This is a genomic window from Streptococcus sp. A69 (assembly GCF_058556195.1).
On sequence record NZ_JBZUJU010000001.1, the window covers coordinates 462,308 to 487,744 of the forward strand.

Genomic DNA, 25,437 nt, shown 5'->3' on the forward strand with positions numbered 1-25,437 from the left:
TCTCCTTAAAAATTAAGCGTTGATCGCGTTGATGACAACTTTTGTATATGGTTGACGGTGACCTTGTTTACGGTGGCTACCTTTTTTAGGTTTGTACTTGTAAGTAACAACTTTCTTTTGTTTTCCTTGTTTTTCAACAGTTCCAACTACAGTAGCTCCAGCAACAAGTGGAGTTCCGACAACAGTGTTTTCACCACCAACAAGAACAACTTCGTTAAAAGTAACTTCTTGACCAGCTTCAACGTTCAATTTTTCAACGTAAACTGCTTGACCAACTTCAACTTTAACTTGTTTTCCGCCAGTTTTGATAATTGCGTATGTGCTCATTATGCACCTCCTATGATTTTTAGGGTTTCCCCGTATTTTTGTGAAGACTCGCCTAGCATCGTGGGACGAACCACTTAAAAGAAAAGCTCTAAGTATAACAAAGTTTAAATTTGTTATACGACGAGCAACGATGTTCGTGCGGTTGCACAGGACTGTGCATAGTCAACTCTTCAAGTATAGCATATCTTCTTTTTTCTTACAAGTAAAATCAATTAAAATTAAGCTATTTCTCTCCTTTTTTTCTCCAAGAAGCAAAAAGCATACTGAAGTAAAAGATACTCATCATAAGAGGAACACCTAGAATTGTCTTCTCCTGATAGTAAATCGTCAAATAAGCTGAAAAAACAACTCCGAAGACAAAACTGCTAAGTAAGCTAACAAAAATCAAGCCCTCTCGTAGGAAAGGCGTATGCTTGGTCCGGAAATAATCTCCAAAAGCTAACATGGTACGTTTGATATTCCCTGTCATAAAAGCATTATTATAGGCAATCCCTGACACTTCTCCAAAAGCAGTTGTCACCAGTCCCATACAGAAGGCCAATGGCGGTACGAGATAGATATTCTCTACAGTTTGTGGCACGAATCCAATAATTAGGGAAAGGACTGCAAGTGGAATTACGGACAAAATTGGCTTTTTAACAATTCTCAATTTTTCCTTATAAATAGTTAATAAAAGGACCCCCATCATAAAAGCTAGCAAGGTCATTACTTTAGCACTGGCATCTGACACATTGTGTTGAATGAGTCCTACTGATAGAAAAACCACATTCCCAGTCTGTCCTGCCACCAGGGTATTTCCTCGCACGATAAAGGTATAGGCATCTACATATCCTGCGCAAAAAGTCAAAAAAAGCGCTAGTCTCTTAGACTGACGTGATATTTTTCTTATTGGTAATAATCTCATTTTCCCTCCCATTTCATATACTCATTTCAATATTGTACCACTTTCTTTGAGAAAAGCGTAGTCCATTTGAAAATTTTTACCATCTGTTGGATAGTCCTTCTTTTCTATGTTATAATGAAGGAAGGATTTGAAGTCGGAAAAGGAGTATCTATGCTTAAATTAGGTGTCATCGGAACAGGCGCTATCAGCCATCATTTCATAGGAGCAGCCCATACTAGTGGAGAATACCAGCTAGTTGCAGTCTATTCTAGAAAACGAGAAACTGCCGCAACCTTTGCTTCTCGCTATCAGAATATCCAACTCTTTGATCAATTAGAAGACTTCTTTAAGTCTTCCTTTGATGTAGTCTATATCGCCAGTCCAAACTCCTTGCATTTTGCTCAGGCACAAGCTGCCTTGTCTGCTGGCAAGCATGTCATTCTTGAAAAACCAGCTGTCACTCAGCCACAAGAATGGCTTAATCTGATTCAAACGGCTGAGAAAAATCACTGTTTTATCTTTGAAGCGGCACGAAATTACCACGAGGAAGCTTTTACCACTATCAAGAATTTTTTGGCAGACAAGCAAGTGCTGGGAGCAGATTTCAACTATGCCAAATATTCTTCCAAGATGCCTGACTTGTTGGCTGGTGAGACGCCAAATGTTTTTTCAGATCGTTTTGCTGGTGGAGCTCTTATGGATTTGGGGATTTATCCTCTCTATGCTGCTGTTCGCCTCTTTGGAAAGGCTCAAGACGCGACCTATCAGGCTCAACAGCTTGTCAATAGCATTGACCTAAATGGAGACGGTATCCTCTTCTACCCTGACTTTCAAGTTCATTTCAAGGCTGGGAAAAACATCACTTCCAATCTTCCTTGCGAGATTTACACAGCAGATGGAACCTTGACCCTTAACACGATTGAACATGTCCGCTCAGCTATTTTTAGAGACCACCAAGGAAATCAAGTCCAACTTCCTATCCAACAGGATCCTCATACAATGACTGAGGAAGCAGCTGCATTTGCACAGATGATCCAGCGGCCAGACCAGACGCTTTACCAGAACTGGCTGAATGATGCAGGTTCTGTTCATGACCTATTATATACCATGCGCCAGACTGCTGGCATTAGATTTGAGGCAGAAAAATGAAAACCAAACTACCGACTGAATGGCAGAAATTGAGCGACCAGCTCGGTTTCCAAGAATTTACCCCCATTCAAACTCAACTATTTGAGCCCATTCTTGCTGGAGAAAACCTCCTAGGAGTGAGCCCAACAGGAACTGGTAAGACCCTCGCTTATCTCTTACCTAGTCTTCTCAGACTACAAAAGAAAAAAGCCCAACAACTCTTGATTCTAGCACCAAATACAGAACTAGCTGGACAGATTTTTGACGTATGTAAAACGTGGGCAGAGGCTATCGGCTTGACTGCTCAGCTCTTCCTATCAGGTTCCAGTCAGAAACGCCAGATTGAACGCCTTAAAAAAGGACCAGAAATTCTCATCGGAACTCCTGGCCGTGTCTTTGAATTAATTAAATTGAAGAAAATCAAGATGATGAATGTGGAAACTGTCATCCTGGATGAATTTGACCAATTACTTGATGATTCTCAGATTCACTTTGTTGAGAAAATCACTCACTACGCACCTCGTGACCATCAACTCATCTACATGAGTGCGACGACCAAGTTTGACCAAGAAAAGATTGCACCAAACACGCGCACCATTGATCTCTCTGATCAAAAACTGGACAACATTCAGCATTTCTACATGCAAGTAGACCAACGCCACCGAGTGGACATGCTACGAAAATTAGCTCATGTAGAGGATTTCCGCGGACTAGTTTTCTTTAATAGCCTATCAGATCTTGGAAGTGCGGAGGAAAAACTACAGTATCGCGATGTCTTGGCCGTTTCCCTCGCTAGCGATGTCAATGTTAAATTTCGAAAAGTCATCTTAGAAAAGTTCAAAGACAAGCAGCTAACCCTGCTCCTTGCAACTGACCTTCTGGCTCGTGGAATTGATATCGATAGCCTAGAATGTGTCGTAAACTTTGATGTTCCTAGAGACATGGAAACCTACACTCACCGTGCGGGGCGTACAGGTCGCATGGGTAAAGAGGGCTATGTTATCACTCTCGTAACCCATCCTGAAGAACTTAAAAAACTCAAGAAGTTCGCAAGTGTTCGTGAAATCATCCTAAAAAACCAAGAACTCTATATCAAATAAGGTTGGCATTCGCCAACCTTTTTCTTATCCCCAAGTAATTTCTAATTGATAGCTGGCAAAGGGGTGTCCCTCTTGGTTTTGCAGTTGATAGGCGAGTTCAATCTTTTGCCCATCCAGTTTGTAGTGACTGGTTTGGATGACAAATTCCTGCATCCCCATTGGAGTAGGAATATAGGCCAAACTATCACTATCCTTTAGAAAACGCATGACGGTCTTTGGACTCGAGAAACGGGTCATCACCAGTTCTTCTTGATGAAACTTGAGAACCACTTTTTCCTTTTCCTCATTGTAAAAAAGCAAGTAAGTATAATCTCCTTTTTCACGCACTTCCACGTCATAGAGTTGGTCTATGACTTCCAACTGTTCATCAAACTGAATCGTATTTCGCATCCGAATCTTCACATCAGGTCCTCTTTCTTGTCTCTTGTCCTACTATTTTACCAAAAACTCTAGCTTTTTGCTATAATGGTCATATGAACGAAAAAGTATTCCGTGACCCAGTTCACAACTACATCCATGTAAACAACCAGGTCATCTATGACTTGATCAATACAAAGGAATTTCAACGTCTACGCCGTATTAAGCAACTAGGAACTTCCAGTTATACCTTCCACGGTGGGGAGCACAGTCGCTTCTCCCATTGTCTTGGAGTGTATGAGATTGCACGACGTATCACGGAGATTTTTGAAGAAAAATATCCTGAAGAATGGGATCCTGCTGAGTCTCTCTTGACCATGACCGCTGCGCTCCTACATGACCTTGGACATGGGGCCTACTCCCATACTTTTGAGCATCTCTTTGATACAGATCATGAAGCCATTACCCAGGAAATCATCCAAAGTCCTGAGACAGAGATTCACAAAGTCCTGCTACAAGTGGCACCTGATTTCCCCAAAAAGGTGGCTAGCGTCATCGACCATACCTATCCTAACAAGCAGGTCGTACAGCTCATTTCTAGTCAGATTGATGCAGACCGCATGGACTATCTCTTGCGTGACTCCTATTTTACAGGAGCATCATATGGGGAATTTGACCTGACACGGATCCTTCGAGTGATTCGTCCTGTCGAAAATGGCATCGCCTTTCAGCGCAATGGCATGCACGCTATTGAAGACTATGTCCTCAGTCGCTACCAAATGTATATGCAGGTTTATTTCCACCCAGCAACTCGGGCCATGGAAGTCCTCCTACAGAATCTCCTCAAACGCGCCAAGGAACTCTATCCTGAAGATAAGGACTTCTTTGCACGCACTTCTCCTCATTTGCTACCTTTTTTTGAAAAGAAAGTTACTCTATCTGACTACCTGGCACTTGATGACGGTGTGATGAATACCTACTTCCAGCTCTGGATGACTAGTCCTGATAAGATACTAGCAGACCTGTCGCAACGCTTTGTCAACCGCAAGGTCTTTAAATCCATTACTTTTTCACAAGAAGACCAAGACCAACTCGCAACCATGAGACAACTGGTTGAAGAAATCGGTTTTGATCCAGACTACTATACTGCTATTCATAAGAACTTTGACCTCCCTTATGATATCTATCGTCCCGAATCTGAAAACCCGCGGACACAGATTGAGATTTTACAAAAAAATGGTGAACTGGCAGAACTCTCTAGCCTGTCTCCTATCGTCCAATCCCTTGCTGGCAGTCGCCACGGAGACAATCGTTTCTATTTTCCAAAAGAAATGTTGGACCAAAACAGTATCTTTGCAAGTATCACCCAGCAATTTTTACACTTGATTGAGAACGATCATTTTACCCCAAATAAGAAGGAATAGAGGAAATATATGAGTATTAAACTAATCGCCGTCGATATCGATGGTACCCTGGTTAACAGTAAAAAGGAAATCACTCCGGAAGTCTTTTCGGCCATCCAAGATGCCAAACAAGCTGGTGTCAAAGTCGTGATTGCAACGGGTCGTCCTATCGCAGGTGTTGCCAAATTGCTGGACGACTTGCAGTTGAGAGACGAGGGTGACTATGTGGTAACCTTCAACGGTGCCCTTGTCCAAGAAACTGCTACTGGCCATGAGATTATCAGCGAATCTTTAGCCTATGAGGATTATCTCGATATGGAATTTCTCAGTCGCAAGCTTGGTGTCCACATGCACGCCATTACCAAGGACGGTATCTATACTGCCAATCGCAATATCGGAAAATACACGGTGCACGAATCAACCCTCGTCAACATGCCCATTTTCTACCGTACTCCCGAAGAAATGGCTGACAAGGAAATCGTCAAGTGTATGTTTATCGATGAACCAGAAATCCTCGATGCTGCGATTGAAAAGATTCCAGCCGAATTTTACGAGCGCTACTCTATTAACAAATCAGCTCCCTTTTACCTCGAACTCCTTAAAAAGAATGTAGACAAGGGTTCAGCCATCACTCACCTAGCTGAAAAACTCGGATTGACCACAGATGAAACCATGGCGATTGGTGACGAGGAAAATGATCGTGCCATGCTGGAAGTCGTTGGTAATCCTGTTGTCATGGAAAATGGAAATCCAGAACTCAAAAAAATCGCCAAATACATCACTAAAACAAATGATGAATCCGGCGTTGCTCATGCTATTCGTACGTGGGTATTGTAAAGTATGATAAAATACGAAAACCGCTCAGCTGAGCGGTTTTTATCTATTTCATCTTAGAATTAGCAATAGTTTCAAAAAATAAATCAGTTTTCTTTGATAACTCGATTGAGTGATCTGTCCATCCCACCAGATTATCATCAAATGATTCTATCGCAAATAAAAGTAGATTTCTTGCAAGTTCTTGAGTAATTAAATCTTTTGGTGTCACAATATTGTTATTTTTTCTATCACAATAAATTGCTTTTTCTCTTAAATCTTTTAATTCACCAGAATAAATAAATTTAAAAATCTTCTCCAAATTTTCATTAGAAATTGAATTTTTAATCCTTTCGCCAATACAAATAGTGTGACTCGCACCTACAATTTGTTTAGACTTATGATCTCTTAATTTATCTTTTCTCATATAGGAATCTGAACCTTTAATAAATATTCCCATTTGAATTTTTCCAACCTCTTCCAACACACTAATAGCTAAAAAAGATGAGGAGGTATATGAATCATTTATATATAAAACATATGAATCCGAAATCAACTGAACAACATGATCTAAACATTTATTCAATTGTTCAGTTGAAGAAATATAAAAATTGCTAGATCCGTTTAAGATAGATTCTATCTTATCAAAATAACAATCTTTATCAACCATTATTACTCCAAATTTTATAATCCATGATATTTTGTTAAAGTACTTCTAGCAGTTGCTTATCGATTCTACATCGACACTTTATATAATTCTTGTAATTTAGGGGCGGATTTGGGGCGAAACACCTCAAACCCCTAGTAAAATCAATAATTTATATGCCCCCTGCAGGAATCGAACCTGCAACTACTCCTTAGGAGGGAGTTGTTATATCCATTGAACTAAGGGAGCTAGAGAAAAACCCTGCTGGGTAAGCAGAGTTTTTTAGTCGAATTAACGACGGATTTCTTTGATACGAGCTGCCTTACCTTGAAGTGCACGCAAGTAGTACAATTTCGCACGACGTACTTTACCGTAACGAACAACTTCGATCTTTTCAACACGTGGAGTGTGGATTGGGAAGATACGCTCAACACCTACACCGTTAGAGATTTTACGAACTGTGTAGTTTTCTGAGATGCCAGCACCTTTACGTGCAATAACAACACCTTCAAAAATCTGGATACGTTCACGGTTACCTTCGACAACTTTCGCGTGTACACGAACAGTGTCACCAGGACGGAATGATGGGATATCTGTACGAAGTTGACCTTCAGTCAAGCTTTGGATTAATGGATTCATTTTATTCTCCTATCTTTGTCAATCTTGAGGAACCTTCCTCAGCGGATAAACTGTATTTTTGTGCGTCCATTACACACAAGATACAGTTTACCAAATTTCCACCTAAAAGTAAAGAAATTTATAGCAGAATTCCTAAAAAAATCGCTAGAAAACCGCCTATGTAGGTTAAGAATAAATAGCTATAAAATACCTTCTTATTGCTTAACAGTCTTTGTAGCTCGTCATTCAAGGTTGAAAAGGTCGTCAACCCACCACAAAAACCTGTTGCTAGGGTGGCATAGACTTCCTTGGACTCCACATGATTGTAGAGTAAGCCAATCAAAAAACAACCTAGAAGATTGGCAATGAGAGTGCCCAGCGGCAATTTAGAAGCTTGATTGTAGCGGGAAAAAAAATAGCGCACTAGGGCTCCAAGCCCGCAGGCGATTGCAAGATAAACGATTACCATTTCTTCCTCCCTAGAACATAAGCCAAGAGCAGACCTCCACCAATGCTCAAAAATAAGTAGATGCCTAAACTAAGATAACGCCCGGTATCGAGCAATTTCACAGCATCAAGCATTAAGCTAGAAAAGGTTGTTAAACCTCCGCAAAAACCCGTCCCCAGCGCCAAAACCAAACCTTTACTGCTTTCCTTATAGACCAGATAGCCTTTCACCAGATAGACCAGGCAGAAAATGCCCAGATAGTTGACAAGGAGGGTACTCCATGGAAAGTCTGGACTGGCTGGTAACCAAGTGGAAATGAGATAGCGGACAAGGCCTCCCACCATTGCAGCCAGAAAAATTCCTAGCGGATAGAATTGTTCTTTTTTCATTTGATGTTTTGATCCTGATAATCACGCGAACGTTTGAGAATGTCTGAAAAAGTCGCGACAATAGTCTCCTGATAACGCTTATCTTCTACTCGATTTCTGACTTTATCAAAAATAACTTCTTCTCTCTTAGTATCTAAAATATGTTTTCCTGAAGCTTTCTTATAGGCAACCACTCCCTCAACCAAATGCATCCGTTCTTCTAGGAGCTTGACGATTTGGTCGTCGATTTGATCAATTTCTTGCCGAATACTAGCTAAATCCATAGTGTCTCCTCCTTTATTTGAATTATTGTATCAAAAAGCCAGCAAATAGGCTAGTAAAATCTAGTTTAACTACTAAAAACTGCACTGACTCCTTCCAGTCAGCGCAGTTTGTTTCTTATCCTACTTTTGCAGCCAATTCTTCTGCGAATTGTTCCAAGCGTTCGATGTCTTCTTCTTCGGCAGAAAGGTCTACTTTAACGCACTCTGAACCTTTTTCAGCTCCTGTCGCTACAAATACACGATCAAAGTCATCGACAGCCTTACAGAATTCGTCGTAGAAGGTATCTCCTGAACCGACCACTCCGTAGATTTTGCCATTCAAGTTGAGATCAGCTAGGTCTTCGTAGAAGTCCATCATCTCATCTGGCAATTCTCCATCTCCGTAGGTGTAAGTCGCAACGATTGCGATATCCGCTTCCAAGAAGTCTGAAGCGTCAACAGTCGTACATTCATCAACATCGACATCCAAACCCAAGTCACGCAATTTATCTGCTACAATATCTGCAATTTCTTCGGTATTACCGGTCATACTGGCAAATACAATTTTTGCTAATGCCATATCGTCCTCCTCAATTTATCTTTCTCCATTATATCATATCTTTTTCATTTTAAAAATAAAAATTCTTGTGCTACAATGAAATGAGAAAGAATTGAGGTTGTTTATGGAAATTTGCCAGCAAATATTAGAGAAAATCAAAGAATACGATACCATTATCATTCATCGTCACATGAAACCAGATCCAGATGCCTTAGGGAGTCAGGTAGGTTTAAAAGCTCTTCTCACACACCATTTTCCAGAAAAGACCATCAAAGCAGTCGGTTATAACGAACCAACTCTAACCTGGATGGCGGAAATGGATACTGTCCAAGACAGTGACTACCACGGAGCTCTTGCTATTATTTGTGATACAGCGAATCGTCCTCGTATCGATGATAAACGCTACGAACAAGCCACTTTCACCATCAAAATCGATCACCATCCAAATGATGATATCTATGGTGACCTATCTTGGGTGGATACAAGTTCAAGCAGTGCCAGTGAGATGATTGCATTATTTGCTCAAGAAAATCAGCTAGCTTTGTCTAGTGAAGCGGCACGACTTCTCTATGCAGGAATTGTCGGGGACACAGGGCGTTTTCTCTACCCGTCAACTAGTGCCCGTACCTTTAGAATAGCTGCCCAGCTCCGAGAAGTTGATTTTGACTTTGCTGGATTGTCTCGTCAAATGGATACCATGAGCTTTAAGATTGCAAAACTGCAAGGCTTTGTCTATGATCATTTGGAAGTTGATGAGAATGGAGCTGCACGCGTTCTGCTTACTCAAGAAATCCTGAAAGAATATAAGGTTACGGATGCTGAAACAGCTGCAATTGTCGGAGCACCTGGCCGAATTGATACTGTTAAGGCTTGGGCTATCTTTGTTGAGCAAGCTGATGGCCACTTCCGCGTGCGTATGCGCAGTAAAATAACCCCTATCAATGAAATTGCCAAAGAACACGACGGAGGAGGACATCCATTAGCTAGTGGCGCCAATTCCTATAGTCTAGAAGAAAACGAAATCATCTATCAAAAGTTAAAAAACTTGCTTAAAAACTGATAAAATACTTGCCAAACTTTTCAGAATCTGATAGACTAGTAAGGTAACAATCTATGGCTCGCAAAGAGACCATGGCAGAAAGGAAATATTGCAAAATGAAAAAAGATATCCATCCAGAATATCGCCCAGTTGTCTTCATGGACACAACTACTGGTTACAAATTCCTTAGCGGTTCAACAAAACGCTCTAACGAAACTGTTGAGTTCGAAGGCGAAACTTACCCATTGATCCGTGTGGAAATTTCATCAGACTCACACCCATTCTACACTGGACGTCAAAAGTTCACTCAAGCAGATGGACGTGTGGATCGTTTCAACAAAAAATACGGTCTCAAATAATCATAAAAAGAACAGTTTCAACTGTTCTTTTTTTGTTTCTTATTTTCATGAACCAACCGCTACTATTATTTCTTTATCAATCCTCAAGCTGATGCCGAGACCTGATTTAAACAAGTTTAAAAAATATCGAAAAGAAGCTTGATATTGAGAATGGTCAAGATGATTGAAACTGCGTAACCTAGGATTGTATTCCACTTGGCATTGGTAAATTCTCCCATCAGTGACTTCTTAGAGGTCAAATAAATTAGGGGGAAAATTGAGAATGGAAGAGCGATTGAAAGAAAGACCTGTGAATAGACCAATAACTGATCCAAGGTTTTTTCTTGATGTCCAAACAAGACGGCGACTATAATCACAGGGATCAAGGCAAAAATACGTGTCCCGATACGGATAATCCACTGAGGTAATTTCAGATGCAAGAAACCTTCCATAACGATCTGACCTGTCAAGGTGCCTGTTATGGTAGAATTCTGTCCACTGGCTAAGAGGGCCAGAGCAAATAAAGTTGACAGAGTTGAGCTAGCTATCGCTCCTGCTATTGTCGAATCCTGTAAAGCATTGTACATTTGGGAGAAAGCTGAAATTTCGGATGCATGACCAAAAAAGAGGGAGGCACCTAAAATGAGAAGCAAGGAATTGACAATAAAGGCTAGGGACAACTGAAGATTTGAATCCCAGGTCATAAAGCGCACTGCTTTTCGAACATCCTTCTTATCTTTGTGGTTAATTTTTCTTGTTTGTGATAGGGATGAATGAAGATAGAGATTATGAGGCATGACTGTCGCACCTACAATCCCTAGAGCCAAGGTCAATTGACTTTCATGACCTGGTAACGGTGCTTCAAATAAAGTTGAAGTTGGTAAATAACCACCAATAATCCCCTGGATACTTGGATTGGATAAGGCCACAAGATAGGCAAAGATGGCTAATATGGTTAAAATAAGAGTCGTAACAATGGCTTCAATTTTTTTGAAACCAAATTTCATCAATAAAAGTAACAAAAATACATCTAAAACGGTTAGAAGGATAGCAATCATAATCGGTATTTTAAACAAAAGATTTAAGGCAATTGCTGAACCTAAAACTTCAGCCAAATCTGTCGCCATTAAAGCTAATTCTAAAATCACCCATAAACTATAGCGAAGCCACTTGGGAGCATGATGAGCCGTTGCCTGCGCTAGGTCCATCCTAGTCACGATACCGAGCTTTCCAGCCATCTGTTGTAACTGCATAGCAATGATGGATGAAATTAAAATAACAAATAAAAGGCTGTACTTGTAGGAGGCGCCACCAACCACGCTGGTGATCCAGTTTCCTGGATCCATGTAGCCAACTGCCACAAGTGCACCAGGTCCTAAGAATGCTTTTAGATTTTGCCAAAAATGATTGTTATTTGGAGTCTCAATAGATTGATTGATCTCAGAAAGAGAGACTTTTTCATAAGAGGACATAGGGATTTCCCACTTTCTAATCTGTCTTTACATATTTCTTAATAGAATATTTTTTGAAAGAATGATGAAAATAGTTTATCTATTTCCAATTCACCCTTATTATATCACATTTTAGAATGATTCCTAATAAAAGAAATGATAATTGAAATAGGCAATATCAGTATTGTAAAAGCCAGCGTTTTTTGACGCTGGCTTTAAAACTGTGAAAAATATTTCTCAACTAGATCGCTTCTGTGACAAAACTACGGCTTTCAAGCACTCTAAGCATGGCATTAGCTGTATCTAAGGCTGTAAAAAGTGGCACACCGTGTTCAATGGCTGAACGACGGATTTGCTCACCATCTTCGTCAGCAGTTCGTTTGGTTCCGACAGTATTGATGATCGCTTGGACTTTTCCTTTACGGACATAGCTTGGGATATCCTGTTCATCGTCACCAATCTTACCAACAGGTTGGGCTTCGAGTCCATGACTGGCAAAGAAGGCTGCTGTCCCTTCTGTCGCGAGGATACCGTAGCCGATATTTTGGAAACGGCGAGCCAAGTCCAAGGCTTCATCTTTGGCATCATCAGCGATGGTGAAGACCACATTTCCAAAGGTTGGCAAGTGTAAGTAAGAAGCTTCAAAAGCTTTATAGAGAGCTTTTTCCAAAGTCGTATCAGAACCCATGACTTCACCTGTTGACTTCATTTCAGGGCCGAGCAAGCTGTCTACCTTAGCTAGTTTGGTAAAGGAGAAGACTGGAGCCTTGATATGAACGCGAGTACTTTCAGGATAAAGTCCATCTTGGTAGCCAAGTTCTTCAAGACTTTGCCCAAGAATCAGCTTAGTCGCTACCTGAGCCATAGGAATATTAGTTACCTTAGAAAGGAATGGCACTGTACGGCTGGCACGTGGATTAACCTCAATAACATAAACTTTTTCATCCTTGATGACAAACTGGATGTTCATCATGCCAAGACAGTTAAGACCAATTGCTAGGCGTTTGGTATAGTCTGCGATGGTTTCCTGAACCTTTTGCGACAAGGTTTGTGGTGGGTAAACGGCCATTGAGTCACCTGAGTGAACACCGGCACGTTCGATATGTTCCATGATACCAGGGATAAGGACATTTTCTCCGTCTGAAATGGCATCAACTTCACACTCTTGCCCAACGATGTAAGAGTCAACAAGTACTGGGTGGTCTGGACTAGCCTTAACAGCGGTACGCATGTAAGAACGAAGGTCTTCTTCGTTTTCTACAATTTCCATAGCACGTCCCCCCAAGACATAAGATGGGCGAACGAGGACTGGGAAACCAATCTTGCGAGCTGCAAGCACTGCTTCTTCTTCATTGGTAGCCGTTTGACCTGGTGGCTGTGGAATATCCAAGTCTTTAAGGGCTTGTTCAAAGAGGTCACGGTCTTCGGCACGGTCCAAGTCAGCTACTTGGGTACCAAGGATGGTCACACCTGCTTTTGCCAAAGGCTCCGCAAGGTTGATGGCTGTTTGACCACCAAACTGAACAATAACACCTTTTGGTTGTTCCAAATCGATAACATTCATGACATCTTCGAATGTCAATGGTTCAAAGTAGAGCTTGTCAGACACAGAGAAGTCTGTAGAAACGGTCTCTGGATTTGAGTTCATGATGATAGCTTCATAGCCAGCAGCCTGGATAGCCTTAACTGAGTGAACAGTTGCGTAGTCAAACTCAACTCCTTGTCCGATACGGATTGGACCTGAACCTAGGACAAGTACAGATTCCTTATCAGATTTGATAGATTCATTTTCCCAACCATATGTTGAATAGAAATATGGTGTTTCAGAGTCAAACTCTGCCGCACAAGTATCAACCATCTTGTAGACTGGGATAATCTTGTTTTCCAAACGAAGTTGGCGAACTTGGTCAGCTGTCGTTTTCCAGAGTTCAGCAATCTTACGGTCTGAAAATCCATTGAGTTTAGCTGTTTTCAAGACTTCTAGATCTTGTGGATGGGCACCCAATTCTTGCTCAATTTCAAAGATGTGCAAGAGCTTATCAAGATAAAAGATATCAATCTTAGTCAATTCAGCAATTTCTTCTGGTGTGTAACCACGGCGAATAGCTTCTGATACGTAGAAGAGACGGTCGTCTTGGGCCTTGACAACCTTTTCAATCAAGGCATCATCAGAAACGGTTGCCAGTTCAGGCATTTCATTGTGGTGAACCCCAATTTCAAGTGAACGACAGGCTTTTAGAAGAGATTCCTCGATGTTACGACCAATGGCCATGACTTCCCCAGTCGCTTTCATCTGAGTTCCCAGACGACGCTCACCTTTTTCAAACTTGTCAAATGGGAAACGTGGAATTTTCGCAACGACGTAGTCAAGGGCTGGCTCAAACATGGCATAAGTTGAACCTGTAACTGGGTTGATGACCTCATCCAGGGTCAAACCGACAGCAATCTTGGCAGCTAATTTGGCAATCGGATAACCCGTCGCCTTAGAAGCAAGGGCTGACGAACGCGATACACGAGGGTTTACTTCGATAACATAGTACTTGAAGCTATGCGGATCAAGGGCCAGCTGAACGTTACACCCACCTTCAATCTTGAGAGCGCGGATAATGCTCAAGCTCGCGTCACGGAGCATTTGGTTTTCATAGTCCGACATGGTTTGCGCAGGAGCAAATACAATAGAATCCCCTGTATGAATCCCAACTGGGTCAAAGTTTTCCATGTTACAAACAACGAGGGCATTGTCAGCTGAATCACGCATGACTTCGTATTCGATTTCCTTGAAACCGGCAATGGAACGTTCAATCAAACATTGGGTAACAGGTGACAATTTCAACCCATTTTCAGCGATTTCACGCAATTCTTCCTCGTTGGCACACATACCGCCACCAGTACCACCAAGGGTAAAGGCTGGACGAACTATAACAGGATAGCCAATTGACGCCGCAAAGGCAATAGCTTCTTCCACTGTGTTGACAATTTCAGATTCAGGAATCGGCTGCTCAAGCTCTTCCATCAATTGTTTAAAGAGGTCACGGTCCTCCGCTTGGTCGATGGCAGACAATTTAGTCCCCAGAAGTTCGACACCAAGCTCATCAAGAATACCGTTTTTAGACAATTCCATGGCCATATTAAGCCCTGTTTGACCACCAAGAGTTGGAAGCAAGGCATCTGGACGTTCCTTACGGAGAATACGTGTCACAAACTCGAGTGTAATCGGTTCGATGTAGACCTTATCTGCAATCTCCTTATCCGTCATGATGGTTGCAGGGTTTGAGTTAACCAAAACAACCTCATAACCTTCCTCTTTCAACGACAAGCAAGCCTGGGTCCCAGCGTAGTCAAACTCAGCAGCCTGACCAATAATAATCGGACCAGAACCAATCACCATAATTTTTTGAATATCAGTACGTTTAGGCATTTATAAGATATTAAGGGCGTCAAGCGGACAAAGCTAAAATAGGAGTTATGACGAAGAACTGTCAGTTCTAGGAATAACTATCTTTTTAGCACCGTCCGTAGCCCGTATTCAGTTCAGCAAATACGGACCACCCTTCTCCTTTCTATTCGGCAACTCTCAGGTTGCCATTAAATAAATTCTCCGACGATTTTTTAGAGAAACGATATTTTTCGATAAAAAATCTAGTGCAGGGAGTTTTTAGTTCGCCCGATAGCGACTAAAAAACGACCTGACTTTCTATCGTCGCCTCACAGAGCGACATTAAATAAGATACAAAGGACGAATAGAAAGCGATTGAATTTTAGGAAACCAAGGAAGTATTGACAATCCAAGTTGGTTTCTCTAAATTCCGAGCTTTCCGTCCGTGTTCAGTTAAATAAATTCTCCGACGAGCTTTTACTCGTTCTTAGTTTGCTTGTTTAAAGGCTTCCATCATCTCGATAAATTCATCAAATAGGTAGCTTGCGTCGTGTGGACCAGGAGCTGCATCTGGGTGGAATTGTACAGAAAAACCTGGTTGGTATCTGTGGCGAACTCCTTCAACTGACTTGTCATTGATTTCTTCGTGGGTAATGATCAAATGCTCTGGCAAGTCCTCACGGCTGACTGCATAACCATGGTTTTGGCTGGTAAAGTCTACGCGTCCTGTTGCAATCTCACGTACCGCGTGGTTAAATCCACGGTGACCAAACTTCATCTTATATGTCTTAGCCCCGTTTGCCATGGCAAAGAGTTGGTGTCCCATACAAATTCCGAAGATTGGAATTTTTCCTTGCACACCACGAATCATGTCCAGTGCTTCTGGAACGTCTTCTGGGTTACCTGGGCCATTTGACAACATAACTCCATCAGGATTGAGGTGGAGAATTTCTTCTGCTGTTGTTGAATAAGGAACAACCGTAACGTTACAGTTGCGCTTAGAAAGTTCACGTAGGATTGAGTGCTTGAGCCCAAAGTCTACTAAGACCACACTCAAACCAACTCCAGGAGCTGGGTAGGAAGTTTTAGTAGAAACCTGCTTGATATTGTCTGTCGGCAAGACTGTTGCTTGGAGCTGATCCGTCACATGGTCCATGCTGTCCCCAACGTGAGTCAAGGTTGCACGCATAGTACCGTGCTTACGGATAATCTTAGTAAGGGCACGCGTATCAATCCCTGAAATACCAGGAATTTTCTTGGCTTTCAAAAATTCATCTAGCGTCATTTGGTTGCGCCAGTTGCTAGCTCTACGTGCCTCTTCGAAAACAACAACTCCCTTACAAGTTGGAATAATGGATTCGTAATCATCACGGTTAATTCCATAATTTCCCACCAAAGGATAAGTAAAGGTCAAGATTTGTCCATTATAAGACTGGTCTGTAATGGATTCTTGATAGCCGGTCATCCCTGTGTTAAAGACGATTTCGCCTGTTACATCAATATCTGCTCCGAAGGCCTTGCCTTCAAAAACTGTGCCATCTTCTAATACTAGAAGTCTTTTTGTCATATTTTCACCTCTCGTGGACGCTCACTGGCGTCTTTTAACGTCTTGTGTTTTAGTTGGCGTTTCTACTCGCCAGTACGGATTCTAAGATTGCCATTCGAACAAAGACACCGTTGGTCATTTGTTGGACAATGCGTGATTTTGGCGCTTCAACCAAGTGGTCAGCAATTTCCACATCTCGATTCACTGGAGCAGGATGCATAATGATTGCTGTTTCTTTTAAGCGATTGTATCGTTCCTGTGTCAATCCATGTTGAGCATGGTAGTCCTCTTTTGAAAAAACGGCTCCACTATCATGGCGTTCATGTTGAACTCGGAGTAACATCAAAACATCCACCTGATCAACAATCTCATCAATAGTTACAAACTGTCCATAGTCCGCAAACTCTTGACTTCTCCATTCCTCAGGTCCTGCAAAGTACAGTTCAGCTCCCAAGCGTTTCAAAATTTGCATATTGGATTTGGCAACGCGTGAGTGGTCCAAGTCGCCTGCAATAGCAACCTTGAGCCCCTCAAAGTGACCAAATTCCTCATAAATAGTCATCAAATCAAGCAAGCTCTGGCTAGGATGTTGTCCCGAACCATCCCCACCATTGATAATAGAAGTTGTAATCGACGGACTCGCAATCAACTCTCTGTAATAGTCAACCTCTGGGTGGCGAATCACACAGACATCCACTCCTAGAGCAGATAGGGTCAAGATGGTATCATACAGTGTCTCACCCTTATTGACCGAACTGGTCTTCACATCAAAGTCCAGTCGCTCCAATCCTAGCTTAATCTCTGCCACTTCAAAGGACTTATGTGTCCGTGTAGAATCTTCAAAGAAGAGATTCGATACGATAGGTTTGTTCTCGTAGGGAAGTTGGGCTCCGTTTTTAAACTCGATTCCTCGTTTGATCAATTTCATCACTTGATTGACAGTGAGGTTTTCCATGGAAACCACATGGTTCAATGCTTGTTGATTTTCTGACATGGCTACTCCTTCAGCTTTCTAAGCTTCTTCAGTAATCAGAACTCTGTCTTGGCCATCAAGTTCTGTCATCTCTACGATGATTTCTTCAGAACGGCTAGTTGGGATATTTTTCCCAACGTAATCTGGACGGATTGGCAATTCTCTATGTCCACGGTCAACTAGCACCGCAAGACTCACGCGCGCAGGACGACCATGGCCGACAATGTTATCAATAGCGGCGCGGATGGTACGGCCTGTATAGAGTACATCATCCACCAAGATAACTTCACGGTCTGTCACATCAACAGAAATCAAAGAAGTATCTTCTCCGCTTTTAACATCATCACGGAAAGGCTTGGTGTCCAATTCCACAACAGGAACAATGATGTTTTCCAACTGCTCCAAGCGTTCTTTGATACGATGAGCGATGAAAACACCACGCGTTTTTATCCCAGCTAGGATAATTTTATTCAAATCTTTATTGCGCTCAATAATCTCATAAGTAATTCGCGTAATCGCTCGTTTGACAGTCAATTCGTCTACAACTTCTTTTGTCTTCATGACAAACCTCCAAAAAGAAAAGTCTCCTTCTACAAGGAGACTTGAAATGTACAGCCAAGCGAGCCCTACTGTATACAGTATAGACTTACCCTTCTACTTTATCGCGCTCCTTGCCTGCCTCACGGGACAGGTTTAAAGGACTATTTAGTTACCATTTACTATAGCACAAAGCACCCTTAAAATCAAGCAAAAACTTTTTCAGAGTCCCCTTAAACATTGCTAAAATCATATAACTGGGGATAGTGGTCACATTCTGGATTTTTGGGATGGCAGATAGCTCGTCCAAAGTAAATCATGGCCTGGTGGGCTGCCAACCATTTCTCTGGTGGCAGAATGTCCATGACACGTTTTTCTACTTCGAGGGGTGTAGCCGATTTCTTGACAATATCATGATGCTTGCAGATACGCTCAACATGGGTGTCCACCGCAAAGGCCGGAATGCCAAATCCCACACTCATGACCACGTTGGCGGTCTTGCGACCAACACCTGCTAGGCTTTCTAATTCCTCTCGAGTCTGAGGTACTTGCCCGTCAAAATCATCTAGTAATTGTTGAGCACATTTTTTAAGGAATTTAGCCTTATTTCGATACAGTCCCAGACGAGAAATGTGTGAAGCAATTTCACTTTCAGTCGCGACAGACATGGCTTGTGGTGTTGGAAAAGCAGCAAAGAGACCTGGCGTGGCCTTATTTACCGCTGCATCTGTCGTCTGGGCTGACAACATCACCGCAACCAAGAGTTCAAAATGATTGCGAAAATCTAGACTTGGTTTGGCATCTGGAAAAAGGGCAATAATTTCCTCAATGACATGACGGGCGCGTTTCTTGGATAAAACCATCTACTCGTCTCCATCAAACAGTCCTTGCAAGCCAGCAAATGGACTGTTTTCTTCTTTCTTGACTGCTTGTTGAGCTTGATATTCGTCTTCAGTCATAATTTGCCAGTCATTTCCTGACACAAAACCTTGGCCCGCCTCTTCTTCTGCCGTCAAGACCTTGATTGGGATATTGAGCAAGATATTATCTGCTACGCTCTCAGCAAGGTCGATTTCTCCATTTTCGATAGGCAAGACCAAATCATCATCTAGAACTTCCTGATCCAGTTGGTTGGTCGCTCCATCCATGAAAACTTCTGTGACTGGATAAGACTCAGCTAACTCAACCGACTCCATACTGCGGCTGGAAGCAAGGACAATGGTATATGACAACTGATAGTCTAAGAAATACAGACGGTCTTCATACTGTACCTTCCCCACTGCAAGGATATCTTTGACATCTAAAATCTCTTGATTTCGTTTACACAATTCTGCTGCCAGATCTAAAGCTTGTTCAAAATGCAGGCCTTCAGGCTGCTTACGAATTTCTTGAATATTTAACTTCATATTTCCTCCATAAAGATGTACTCACTTGATTATACCATGAAAAGGCTATAAGTCAGCTTTCCAAACTTTGATATTAAAATCTCATTTTTTAACATATTTACTATGACAAACTTTCCTATTAGTGCTATACTATAGGCAAGAATACATCAGAGCAAGGAGGATGCTCATATGGAAGACAAAATACTCATCACTGAAGCTTACCAACTCCTTTCCGAGTTAAATAAAAGCTACCAAAGCTGCAAACAAGGAACAGCCGATGATCTTCGACTGCAAGAGCTGCTGAACACCACTCTTGAGGAACTAAAAAAAGCAGAAAAGCTGGACAACAGTATCTTAATCGACCTTGAGAAATTTTACCAACGCACCAGTCTTCTGATTGGACTAGGGAGCCTAAAACTAAACGATCAAGCTCGTACTGCTTGGCGCAACTATGACAAGTTCCACTACGAACATGTCAAACACGTATTGACTCTCTATGGACCTGTTTTCGGTTTTTAGAGCTTGAAATCACTTGTTTTCTATTGACAAAATTTCCTGAAAGGTATAGGATAGAGGTACTAATACTCGGAGGTAAGGGAGACATGAACAACTAAGTCTATCAAATAAAGAACTTTATTTAGTAGATCTTGTTTTTGTCTCTTTTTGCATGCTCTTTTTGTACTAGATTTTCTAGTATCTTGTCTCCATTGAAAATCAAAAAACTAGAAAGCTATGCTCCTCTTGGGTTGGACAGTTCCAAGCTAGTTTGACGACCTTTTCAATGAGGATATTAGAGTTTTTGACAGTGACTTTGGGCTCTACTAGATAAAGTAGAGCTTTTTGTTATGCACTATGGACATTCTAGAAAGGGCAACAATATGATAAAAATCAATCATCTGACCATCACACAAAACAAAAATCTACGAGATCTTGTATCTGACCTAACCATGACTATCCAAGACGGAGAAAAGGTTGCTATTATTGGTGAAGAAGGAAATGGTAAATCGACTTTACTACGAGCTTTAACGGGGGAAGCATTACCTGATTTTACTATCAAGGGCGACATCCAGTCTGACCTTCAATCACTGGCCTACATTCCTCAAAAGTTACCTGAGGAGCTAAAAAATAGGACTCTACATGACTACTTCTTTTTGGATTCTGCTGATTTAGACTACAGTATTCTCTATCGCTTGGCGGAGGAGTTGCACTTTGATAGCGACCGTTTTGCTAGCGACCAAGAAATTGGCAGTCTATCAGGGGGCGAAGCTTTGAAAATTCAGCTCATTCACGAGTTAGCCAAACCTTTTGAGATTCTATTTTTAGATGAACCTTCAAATGACCTAGACCTTGAGACAGTTGATTGACTAAAAGATCAGATTCGAAAGATTAGGCAAACTGTTATTTTCATTTCCCATGATGAAGACTTTCTTTCTCAAACGGCTGATACTATTGTCCACTTGCGACTGGTCAAGCATCGGAAAGAAGCGGAAACGCTAGTCGAGCATTTAGACTATGATCGCTATAGTGAGCAGAGAAAGGCTAATTTTGCCAGACAAAGTCAGCAAGCTGCTAACGACCAGAGAGCCTATGACAAAACCATGGAAAAACATCGCCGAGTTAAGCAAAATGTAGAAACTGCACTTCGAGCAACTAAAGACAGTACTGCCGGTCGCCTATTGGCTAAAAAGATGAAAACTGTTCTCTCTCAAGAAAAACGCTTTGAAAAGGAAGCTCAGTCCATGATCCAAAAGCCACTTGAAGAGGAACAAATCCAACTTTTCTTTTCAGACATCCAACCATTACCATCTTCTAAAGTCTTAGTCCAACTGGAAAAAGAAAATTTGTCCATTGGCGAGCGTATTTTAGCTCAGGAGTTACGACTAACGGTCCGTGGCCAAGATAAAATCGGTATCATCGGGCCTAATGGTGTTGGAAAATCAACTCTGTTAACCAAGTTGCAACAACTCCTAAGCGCCAAAAGAGAAATTTCGCTTGGTTTTATGCCACAAGATTACCACAAAAAACTGCAATTAGATTTTTCTCCAGTAGCATACCTCAGCCACACTGGGGAAAAAGAGGAACTACAGAAAATCCAATCCCACTTAGCCAGTCTCAATTTCAGTTATCCAGAGATGCAGCACCAAATCCTTTCCTTATCTGGTGGTCAACAAGGCAAACTCCTTCTTTTGGAACTCGTTCTCCGAAAACCAAATTTTCTCCTTCTGGACGAACCCACACGAAATTTTTCTCCCACTTCTCAACCCGAAATCAGAAAACTCTTTGCCTCTTATCCCGGCGGTCTAGTCACTGTTTCGCATGACAGACGTTTCTTAAAAGAGGTCTGTACCAGCCTCTATCGTTTGACAGAACACGGTCTGGAGGTAGTTAATTTAGAAGATTTATAAATTTGCAACATAGCAAAAATCCAGAGACGAGCTCTGGATTCTGTGGGCTGTTTGAGCTAACTCAAACAGCTTGAAAGATACTCACTTAATCAGAAGAACAACTTTGTTGCACTTGACTTGACAATTAAGGAAAAAATTGTTTTTCCATCTCTGCCACTTAACTACAAATTAAATAATTTATAACTAGTATTCTTTTTTCTCCATAATCATAACGGACAATTTTACTGCAAGCCCTATGATTAATATGCTTACAACTAAAATTCCAAAGCAAATCATTGATATAGAATTCTTACTAAAAATCTCCATTAGTTCTGCAAGAAAATTTGACTTTTCTTTTAACAGTGTTGATAAAGCAAATATTAAGAAATAAGTGATTACCATAATGAGTCTACCCTTTTCTGCACCATATTTAAGAATAAATGGTAATTGAATGGCAGACATAAGTATACTAGCAGCTAATGTAATTAAAGAAATAAACACTATATTATCCAATGACATTTGATTTTTTGTCATCAACAGTACAAAAATGCAGATTGAACCAACCAAACCAAAGGCAAATGCAAAGAAAAACTTGCTCAACACATAACTGCTCTTTTTTATTGGCATCGAAAATGCAAACTGTTCGAAATTTGATTTTGTATCATAGCCAAAGGCGATTGCAGTAAGTATGAGCGGAATCATTACACATATTAACGGAACCATAAACAATTCATTTTCATAAATTCCATATACAGCCAGTGCAATACTGATAGTAACCGTTAATAATAATGTCTTTTTTAAAGTAGCTATATCTTTCAAAATTAATGATGTCATTATTGTCTCACTCCTTTCACAATGTAAATCATAATATCCTCAATTGACGGTTTTTGTAACTTGATACCATCAGGTACAAGACTTTTTTTAACAAGTAACTCTTGCCCAAAAGAATGTATTCTTCTTCCTACAATGGCTTCTTCATCAATGTTATTTACTTCTTCATTGGATAAAGTACATATACCGTAGTTTTCTTTTAACTCATCTTTTGTTTCCATAAATAAGATTTTTCCATTGTGAATAAAAGCAATGTAATCTGCCACTTTTTCTAAGTCAGATAAAATATGGGAAGAAATAAGAATTGTATGATTTTCATCTTGCATAAAATCTAATAACAAATCCAAGATTTCCTCTCTTACAATTGGGTCAAGCCCACTTGTTGCTTCATCTAAAATCAAAAGTTCAGCATTGTGAGATAAAGCAACAGCCATTGAAAGTTTCATTTTCATACCACGAGAATAGTTTTTAATCATCTTTTTATGTGGTAAATTGAATTTTTCAACGAATCCATAAAACTGCTTTTTATCCCATTTTGAATAAACTCTATGACAAAACTTTTCAACATCGATTAATGTCATTTCTTCCGGCACTAACAAATCATCAAATACCACTCCAAGTTTATCTTTCAGTTCAACACTATTAGGATTTTCCTCATCTAAAAGTCTTATATCGCCAGAATCTTTTCTTAAAAGCCCAAGTAACAATTTTATAGTTGTACTTTTACCAGCTCCATTCTGTCCGATATATCCAACTATTGTTCCTTTCGGAATAGTAAGATTTACCGGTCCTAGTTTAAAACTGTCAAATGTTTTTACTAAATCTTTAATTTCAATAGCATATTTACTCATATTCACCCTCCACATAACTCTTTAACATTTTTATCAATTCATCACTGGATACATCTGCAATTTCTGAAAGTTCAACTACTTCTTGAAGCTTCGATTCAATTTTCTTTAAGTATTCTTCTCGAATTAGTTCTTTATTTTGTGCTGCAACAAAATTACCTTTTCCTTGTACCGAATTTATAAACCCGTCTAACTCTAATTCATCAAAAGCTCTTTTTGCAGTTAACATACTTACTCTTATTTCTTTCGCTAAGAATCTTATCGAAGGTAGTTGTTCTCCCACTTTCAAATCTCCAGAAATGATTTGTGCTTTAATTTGATTTTTTATTTGCAGATATATTGGTTCATCACTGGAATTATTTATCTGTATATTCATCATCAACCCCCTACTGTTATTTGTGTTTTAACTGTTATTATTATAGCATAACAGTTGAAACATTGCAATATCTAAAAAGAAGCAGACAAAAATTTTTTTGCCCGCTTCTTCTCATTACTATCTAAATTCTTTCAGCAGCTCTCTTAGCTTTTCCAATATCTTATTTCTTCTCTTTATGAGAGCTGGATGAGATATTTTTTTCATTTCAGCTACCAAACGAATAGTTTCATCATTGAAATAAAGTCTATCAATGATTTCTCTTTCTTCATCATTTAATTTTGATAGTGCATCTCGCACTGCCTCAATCATCCTCTGTGTCTGAACGTTTTTATCTACATCAAAACCCTCATCTACTATACTATCCTCAAAATGTCCATCATTTTCAAAAGACGAGAAAAAAGCAGGTGATTTCTTCTATCCACCTGCTTCAAATATTTTTCGGCTCTATAATATTTGTAGTGGGTAAATCCCCTATGGATATTATGGAGCTTATTTTAGCTTTTCTTCAACCCACTACAGTTGACAAAGAGCCATTTTTTCTACATATGTTTTAAACGTTCAATCCGTTCTGAGATAGGTGGGTGGGTGTAAAATAGTTTTTGGAGTCCGCCACCTTTCTTAGGATCATTGATATAAAGAGCGCTGCTGGCATCGTCAACATGGTGATGCATCGGCTCGCTATTGTCCAACTTGCGCAAGGCATTGATCATCCCTTGAGGATTGCGGGTCAGCTCCACACTGGATGCATCCGCTAGAAATTCCCTCTGACGGGAAATGGCAAGCTGCACCAAGGTTGCTGCGAGAGGTGCTAGAACAATGGCTAAGAGAGAGATAATAAGCATGATAATCTCTAGACCATTTCCGTCACGATCATTATCGCTCCGTCTGCGACCAGCACCACCCCACCACATCATACGACCAGCCATACTAGATAGCAGGGTAATAGCACTAGCAAGAGCAACAGCAATGGTCGAAATGCGGATATCGTAGTTACGAATATGACTGACCTCATGTCCCATAACAGCTTCTAGTTCTTCGCGATTCATGATAGCTAGGAGACCCGAAGTGGCCGCAACTGCCGCATTCTGCGGGTTGGAACCTGTCGCAAAGGCATTTAAGGAAGAATCCTCAATGATGAAAACACGTGGCATAGGGATCTGAGCGACCATGGCCATATCTTCCACTACATGGTAGAGGTCTGGTGCCGTTTGCTCATCAACCTCACGCGCCCCATTCATAGACATGACAATCTCTGTTGATTGAAAGATCATGGTTAAGGCATAGACAAGACCAATGATTAGGGCTATGATCATCCCCCCAAGACCTGATCTCATAAAGAGATAGCCAACGGCATAACCAACCAAGGCCAAGAGTAGGAAGAAAACCAGCAACAAAATCCAGGTTTTTCGTTTATTGCTCGCAATTTGATCAAACAACATC

General features: G+C 40.8%; 27 protein-coding genes, 1 tRNA gene, 2 pseudogenes and 1 other annotated feature. Of the genes and pseudogenes, 8 read left to right on the forward strand and 22 right to left on the reverse strand.

The features are described 5' to 3' along the window. Nucleotides 1–12: 12 nt before the first annotated feature. Nucleotides 13–327, reverse strand: coding sequence for a 50S ribosomal protein L21 (rplU, locus tag AC4ME5_RS02420; protein ID WP_000109141.1), 315 nt, complete (start codon nt 325–327; stop codon nt 13–15). A 34-nt stretch (nt 328–361) separates the two neighbouring features. Then, nucleotides 362–481, reverse strand: a sequence feature (ribosomal protein L21 leader region). Between the two features lie 69 nt (nt 482–550). Continuing rightward, nucleotides 551–1,231: a YoaK family protein gene (locus AC4ME5_RS02425; RefSeq protein ID WP_308688185.1), complete on the reverse strand. Its 681-nt coding sequence runs from the start codon at nt 1,229–1,231 to the stop codon at nt 551–553. Nucleotides 1,232–1,381: 150 nt separating this feature from the next. Between AC4ME5_RS02425 and AC4ME5_RS02430 the strand changes: the two genes are divergently transcribed. Continuing rightward, complete coding sequence (locus AC4ME5_RS02430) at nt 1,382–2,359, forward strand: Gfo/Idh/MocA family protein (protein ID WP_491799713.1); 978 nt, start codon at nt 1,382–1,384, stop codon at nt 2,357–2,359. After that, nucleotides 2,356–3,438 carry a DEAD/DEAH box helicase gene (locus AC4ME5_RS02435; protein WP_491799715.1) on the forward strand — a complete coding sequence of 361 codons (1,083 nt, stop codon included), beginning with the start codon at nt 2,356–2,358 and terminating at the stop codon, nt 3,436–3,438. Before AC4ME5_RS02430 ends, AC4ME5_RS02435 begins: the two co-directional genes overlap by 4 nt. A 24-nt stretch (nt 3,439–3,462) precedes the next feature. Here AC4ME5_RS02435 and AC4ME5_RS02440 read toward each other — a convergent pair whose 3' ends face one another. Next, nucleotides 3,463–3,840, reverse strand: a complete 378-nt coding sequence (locus AC4ME5_RS02440) for a YwiB family protein (RefSeq protein WP_491799717.1) — start codon at nt 3,838–3,840, stop codon at nt 3,463–3,465. Between the two features lie 71 nt (nt 3,841–3,911). Here AC4ME5_RS02440 and AC4ME5_RS02445 point away from each other — a divergent pair, with 71 nt between their 5' ends. Both AC4ME5_RS02445 and yidA read left to right on the forward strand, forming a co-directional pair. After that, nucleotides 3,912–5,219 (forward strand): HD domain-containing protein, encoded by a 1,308-nt coding sequence (locus tag AC4ME5_RS02445; RefSeq protein ID WP_061588094.1) that lies wholly within the window; start codon nt 3,912–3,914, stop codon nt 5,217–5,219. A 9-nt stretch (nt 5,220–5,228) separates the two neighbouring features. Next, entirely contained in the window at nt 5,229–6,035 is an 807-nt protein-coding gene (gene yidA, locus AC4ME5_RS02450; RefSeq protein WP_007521524.1) for a sugar-phosphatase, read from the forward strand. Between the two features lie 43 nt (nt 6,036–6,078). Here the strand turns inward: yidA and AC4ME5_RS02455 are convergent, their stop codons facing one another. From AC4ME5_RS02455 to AC4ME5_RS02485, 7 genes are all read right to left on the reverse strand, one after another. Beyond that, entirely contained in the window at nt 6,079–6,681 is a 603-nt protein-coding gene (locus tag AC4ME5_RS02455) for an AbiV family abortive infection protein (protein WP_061588093.1), read from the reverse strand. A gap of 153 nt (nt 6,682–6,834) precedes the next feature. Further along, nucleotides 6,835–6,906, reverse strand: a tRNA-Arg gene (locus AC4ME5_RS02460). Between the two features lie 42 nt (nt 6,907–6,948). Beyond that, nucleotides 6,949–7,296, reverse strand: a complete 348-nt coding sequence (gene rplS, locus AC4ME5_RS02465) for a 50S ribosomal protein L19 (protein WP_001068669.1) — start codon at nt 7,294–7,296, stop codon at nt 6,949–6,951. A gap of 118 nt (nt 7,297–7,414) precedes the next feature. Further along, nucleotides 7,415–7,744, reverse strand: coding sequence for a fluoride efflux transporter CrcB (gene crcB / locus AC4ME5_RS02470; RefSeq protein WP_007521520.1), 330 nt, complete (start codon nt 7,742–7,744; stop codon nt 7,415–7,417). After that, nucleotides 7,738–8,112, reverse strand: coding sequence for a fluoride efflux transporter CrcB (gene crcB, locus AC4ME5_RS02475; RefSeq protein ID WP_007521518.1), 375 nt, complete (start codon nt 8,110–8,112; stop codon nt 7,738–7,740). The genes crcB (AC4ME5_RS02470) and crcB (AC4ME5_RS02475) overlap by 7 nt, the downstream gene beginning before the upstream one ends. Next, on the reverse strand, nt 8,109–8,375 hold the full coding sequence (locus AC4ME5_RS02480; protein ID WP_007521517.1) for a chorismate mutase: 267 nt from the start codon (nt 8,373–8,375) through the stop codon (nt 8,109–8,111). The genes crcB (AC4ME5_RS02475) and AC4ME5_RS02480 overlap by 4 nt, the downstream gene beginning before the upstream one ends. A gap of 115 nt (nt 8,376–8,490) precedes the next feature. Then, on the reverse strand, nt 8,491–8,934 hold the full coding sequence (locus AC4ME5_RS02485; protein WP_001162125.1) for a flavodoxin: 444 nt from the start codon (nt 8,932–8,934) through the stop codon (nt 8,491–8,493). A 103-nt stretch (nt 8,935–9,037) separates the two neighbouring features. On the opposite strand from AC4ME5_RS02485, the gene AC4ME5_RS02490 reads away from it, so the two are divergent. Next, nucleotides 9,038–9,973, forward strand: coding sequence for a DHH family phosphoesterase (locus AC4ME5_RS02490; RefSeq protein WP_007521516.1), 936 nt, complete (start codon nt 9,038–9,040; stop codon nt 9,971–9,973). 95 nt (nt 9,974–10,068) lie between these two features. After that, nucleotides 10,069–10,311, forward strand: coding sequence for a type B 50S ribosomal protein L31 (locus tag AC4ME5_RS02495; RefSeq protein WP_000710762.1), 243 nt, complete (start codon nt 10,069–10,071; stop codon nt 10,309–10,311). 116 nt (nt 10,312–10,427) lie between these two features. Here AC4ME5_RS02495 and AC4ME5_RS02500 read toward each other — a convergent pair whose 3' ends face one another. The 7 genes from AC4ME5_RS02500 to AC4ME5_RS02530 form a co-directional block, all read right to left on the reverse strand. Next, the gene (locus AC4ME5_RS02500) at nt 10,428–11,762 is read right to left on the reverse strand and encodes an Nramp family divalent metal transporter (RefSeq protein ID WP_491799731.1); all 1,335 of its coding nucleotides are present in this window, start codon (nt 11,760–11,762) and stop codon (nt 10,428–10,430) included. 220 nt (nt 11,763–11,982) lie between these two features. Next, nucleotides 11,983–15,159, reverse strand: coding sequence for a carbamoyl-phosphate synthase large subunit (gene carB, locus AC4ME5_RS02505; protein ID WP_096422430.1), 3,177 nt, complete (start codon nt 15,157–15,159; stop codon nt 11,983–11,985). Nucleotides 15,160–15,604: 445 nt separating this feature from the next. Beyond that, entirely contained in the window at nt 15,605–16,684 is a 1,080-nt protein-coding gene (locus AC4ME5_RS02510; RefSeq protein WP_000166847.1) for a carbamoyl phosphate synthase small subunit, read from the reverse strand. A gap of 49 nt (nt 16,685–16,733) precedes the next feature. Then, nucleotides 16,734–17,657: an aspartate carbamoyltransferase catalytic subunit gene (locus AC4ME5_RS02515; RefSeq protein ID WP_491799734.1), complete on the reverse strand. Its 924-nt coding sequence runs from the start codon at nt 17,655–17,657 to the stop codon at nt 16,734–16,736. An 18-nt stretch (nt 17,658–17,675) separates the two neighbouring features. Next, entirely contained in the window at nt 17,676–18,197 is a 522-nt protein-coding gene (gene pyrR, locus AC4ME5_RS02520; RefSeq protein WP_491799736.1) for a bifunctional pyr operon transcriptional regulator/uracil phosphoribosyltransferase PyrR, read from the reverse strand. 209 nt (nt 18,198–18,406) lie between these two features. Then, nucleotides 18,407–19,036, reverse strand: coding sequence for an endonuclease III (nth, locus tag AC4ME5_RS02525; protein ID WP_000244430.1), 630 nt, complete (start codon nt 19,034–19,036; stop codon nt 18,407–18,409). Next, nucleotides 19,037–19,579, reverse strand: a complete 543-nt coding sequence (locus tag AC4ME5_RS02530) for a YceD family protein (RefSeq protein ID WP_491799738.1) — start codon at nt 19,577–19,579, stop codon at nt 19,037–19,039. Between the two features lie 168 nt (nt 19,580–19,747). On the opposite strand from AC4ME5_RS02530, the gene AC4ME5_RS02535 reads away from it, so the two are divergent. Continuing rightward, a complete protein-coding gene (locus tag AC4ME5_RS02535) occupies nt 19,748–20,077 on the forward strand; it encodes a helicase BlpT (protein WP_076984459.1) in 330 nt (109 codons plus the stop codon). Nucleotides 20,078–20,403: 326 nt separating this feature from the next. After that, nucleotides 20,404–21,963, forward strand: a pseudogene (locus tag AC4ME5_RS02540) (ATP-binding cassette domain-containing protein). Between the two features lie 183 nt (nt 21,964–22,146). Here AC4ME5_RS02540 and AC4ME5_RS02545 read toward each other — a convergent pair. From AC4ME5_RS02545 to htpX, 5 genes and pseudogenes are all read right to left on the reverse strand, one after another. Beyond that, nucleotides 22,147–22,776 (reverse strand): ABC-2 transporter permease, encoded by a 630-nt coding sequence (locus tag AC4ME5_RS02545; RefSeq protein ID WP_491799741.1) that lies wholly within the window; start codon nt 22,774–22,776, stop codon nt 22,147–22,149. Next, complete coding sequence (locus tag AC4ME5_RS02550) at nt 22,776–23,624, reverse strand: ABC transporter ATP-binding protein (protein ID WP_061427085.1); 849 nt, start codon at nt 23,622–23,624, stop codon at nt 22,776–22,778. The genes AC4ME5_RS02545 and AC4ME5_RS02550 overlap by 1 nt, the downstream gene beginning before the upstream one ends. After that, complete coding sequence (locus AC4ME5_RS02555) at nt 23,617–23,997, reverse strand: GntR family transcriptional regulator (protein WP_001025497.1); 381 nt, start codon at nt 23,995–23,997, stop codon at nt 23,617–23,619. The genes AC4ME5_RS02550 and AC4ME5_RS02555 overlap by 8 nt, the downstream gene beginning before the upstream one ends. A gap of 117 nt (nt 23,998–24,114) precedes the next feature. Next, a pseudogene (locus tag AC4ME5_RS02560) lies at nt 24,115–24,476 on the reverse strand (RNA polymerase sigma factor). A gap of 60 nt (nt 24,477–24,536) precedes the next feature. Beyond that, nucleotides 24,537–25,436, reverse strand: coding sequence for a zinc metalloprotease HtpX (gene htpX / locus AC4ME5_RS02565; RefSeq protein WP_491799744.1), 900 nt, complete (start codon nt 25,434–25,436; stop codon nt 24,537–24,539). Nucleotide 25,437: the final 1 nt, after the last annotated feature.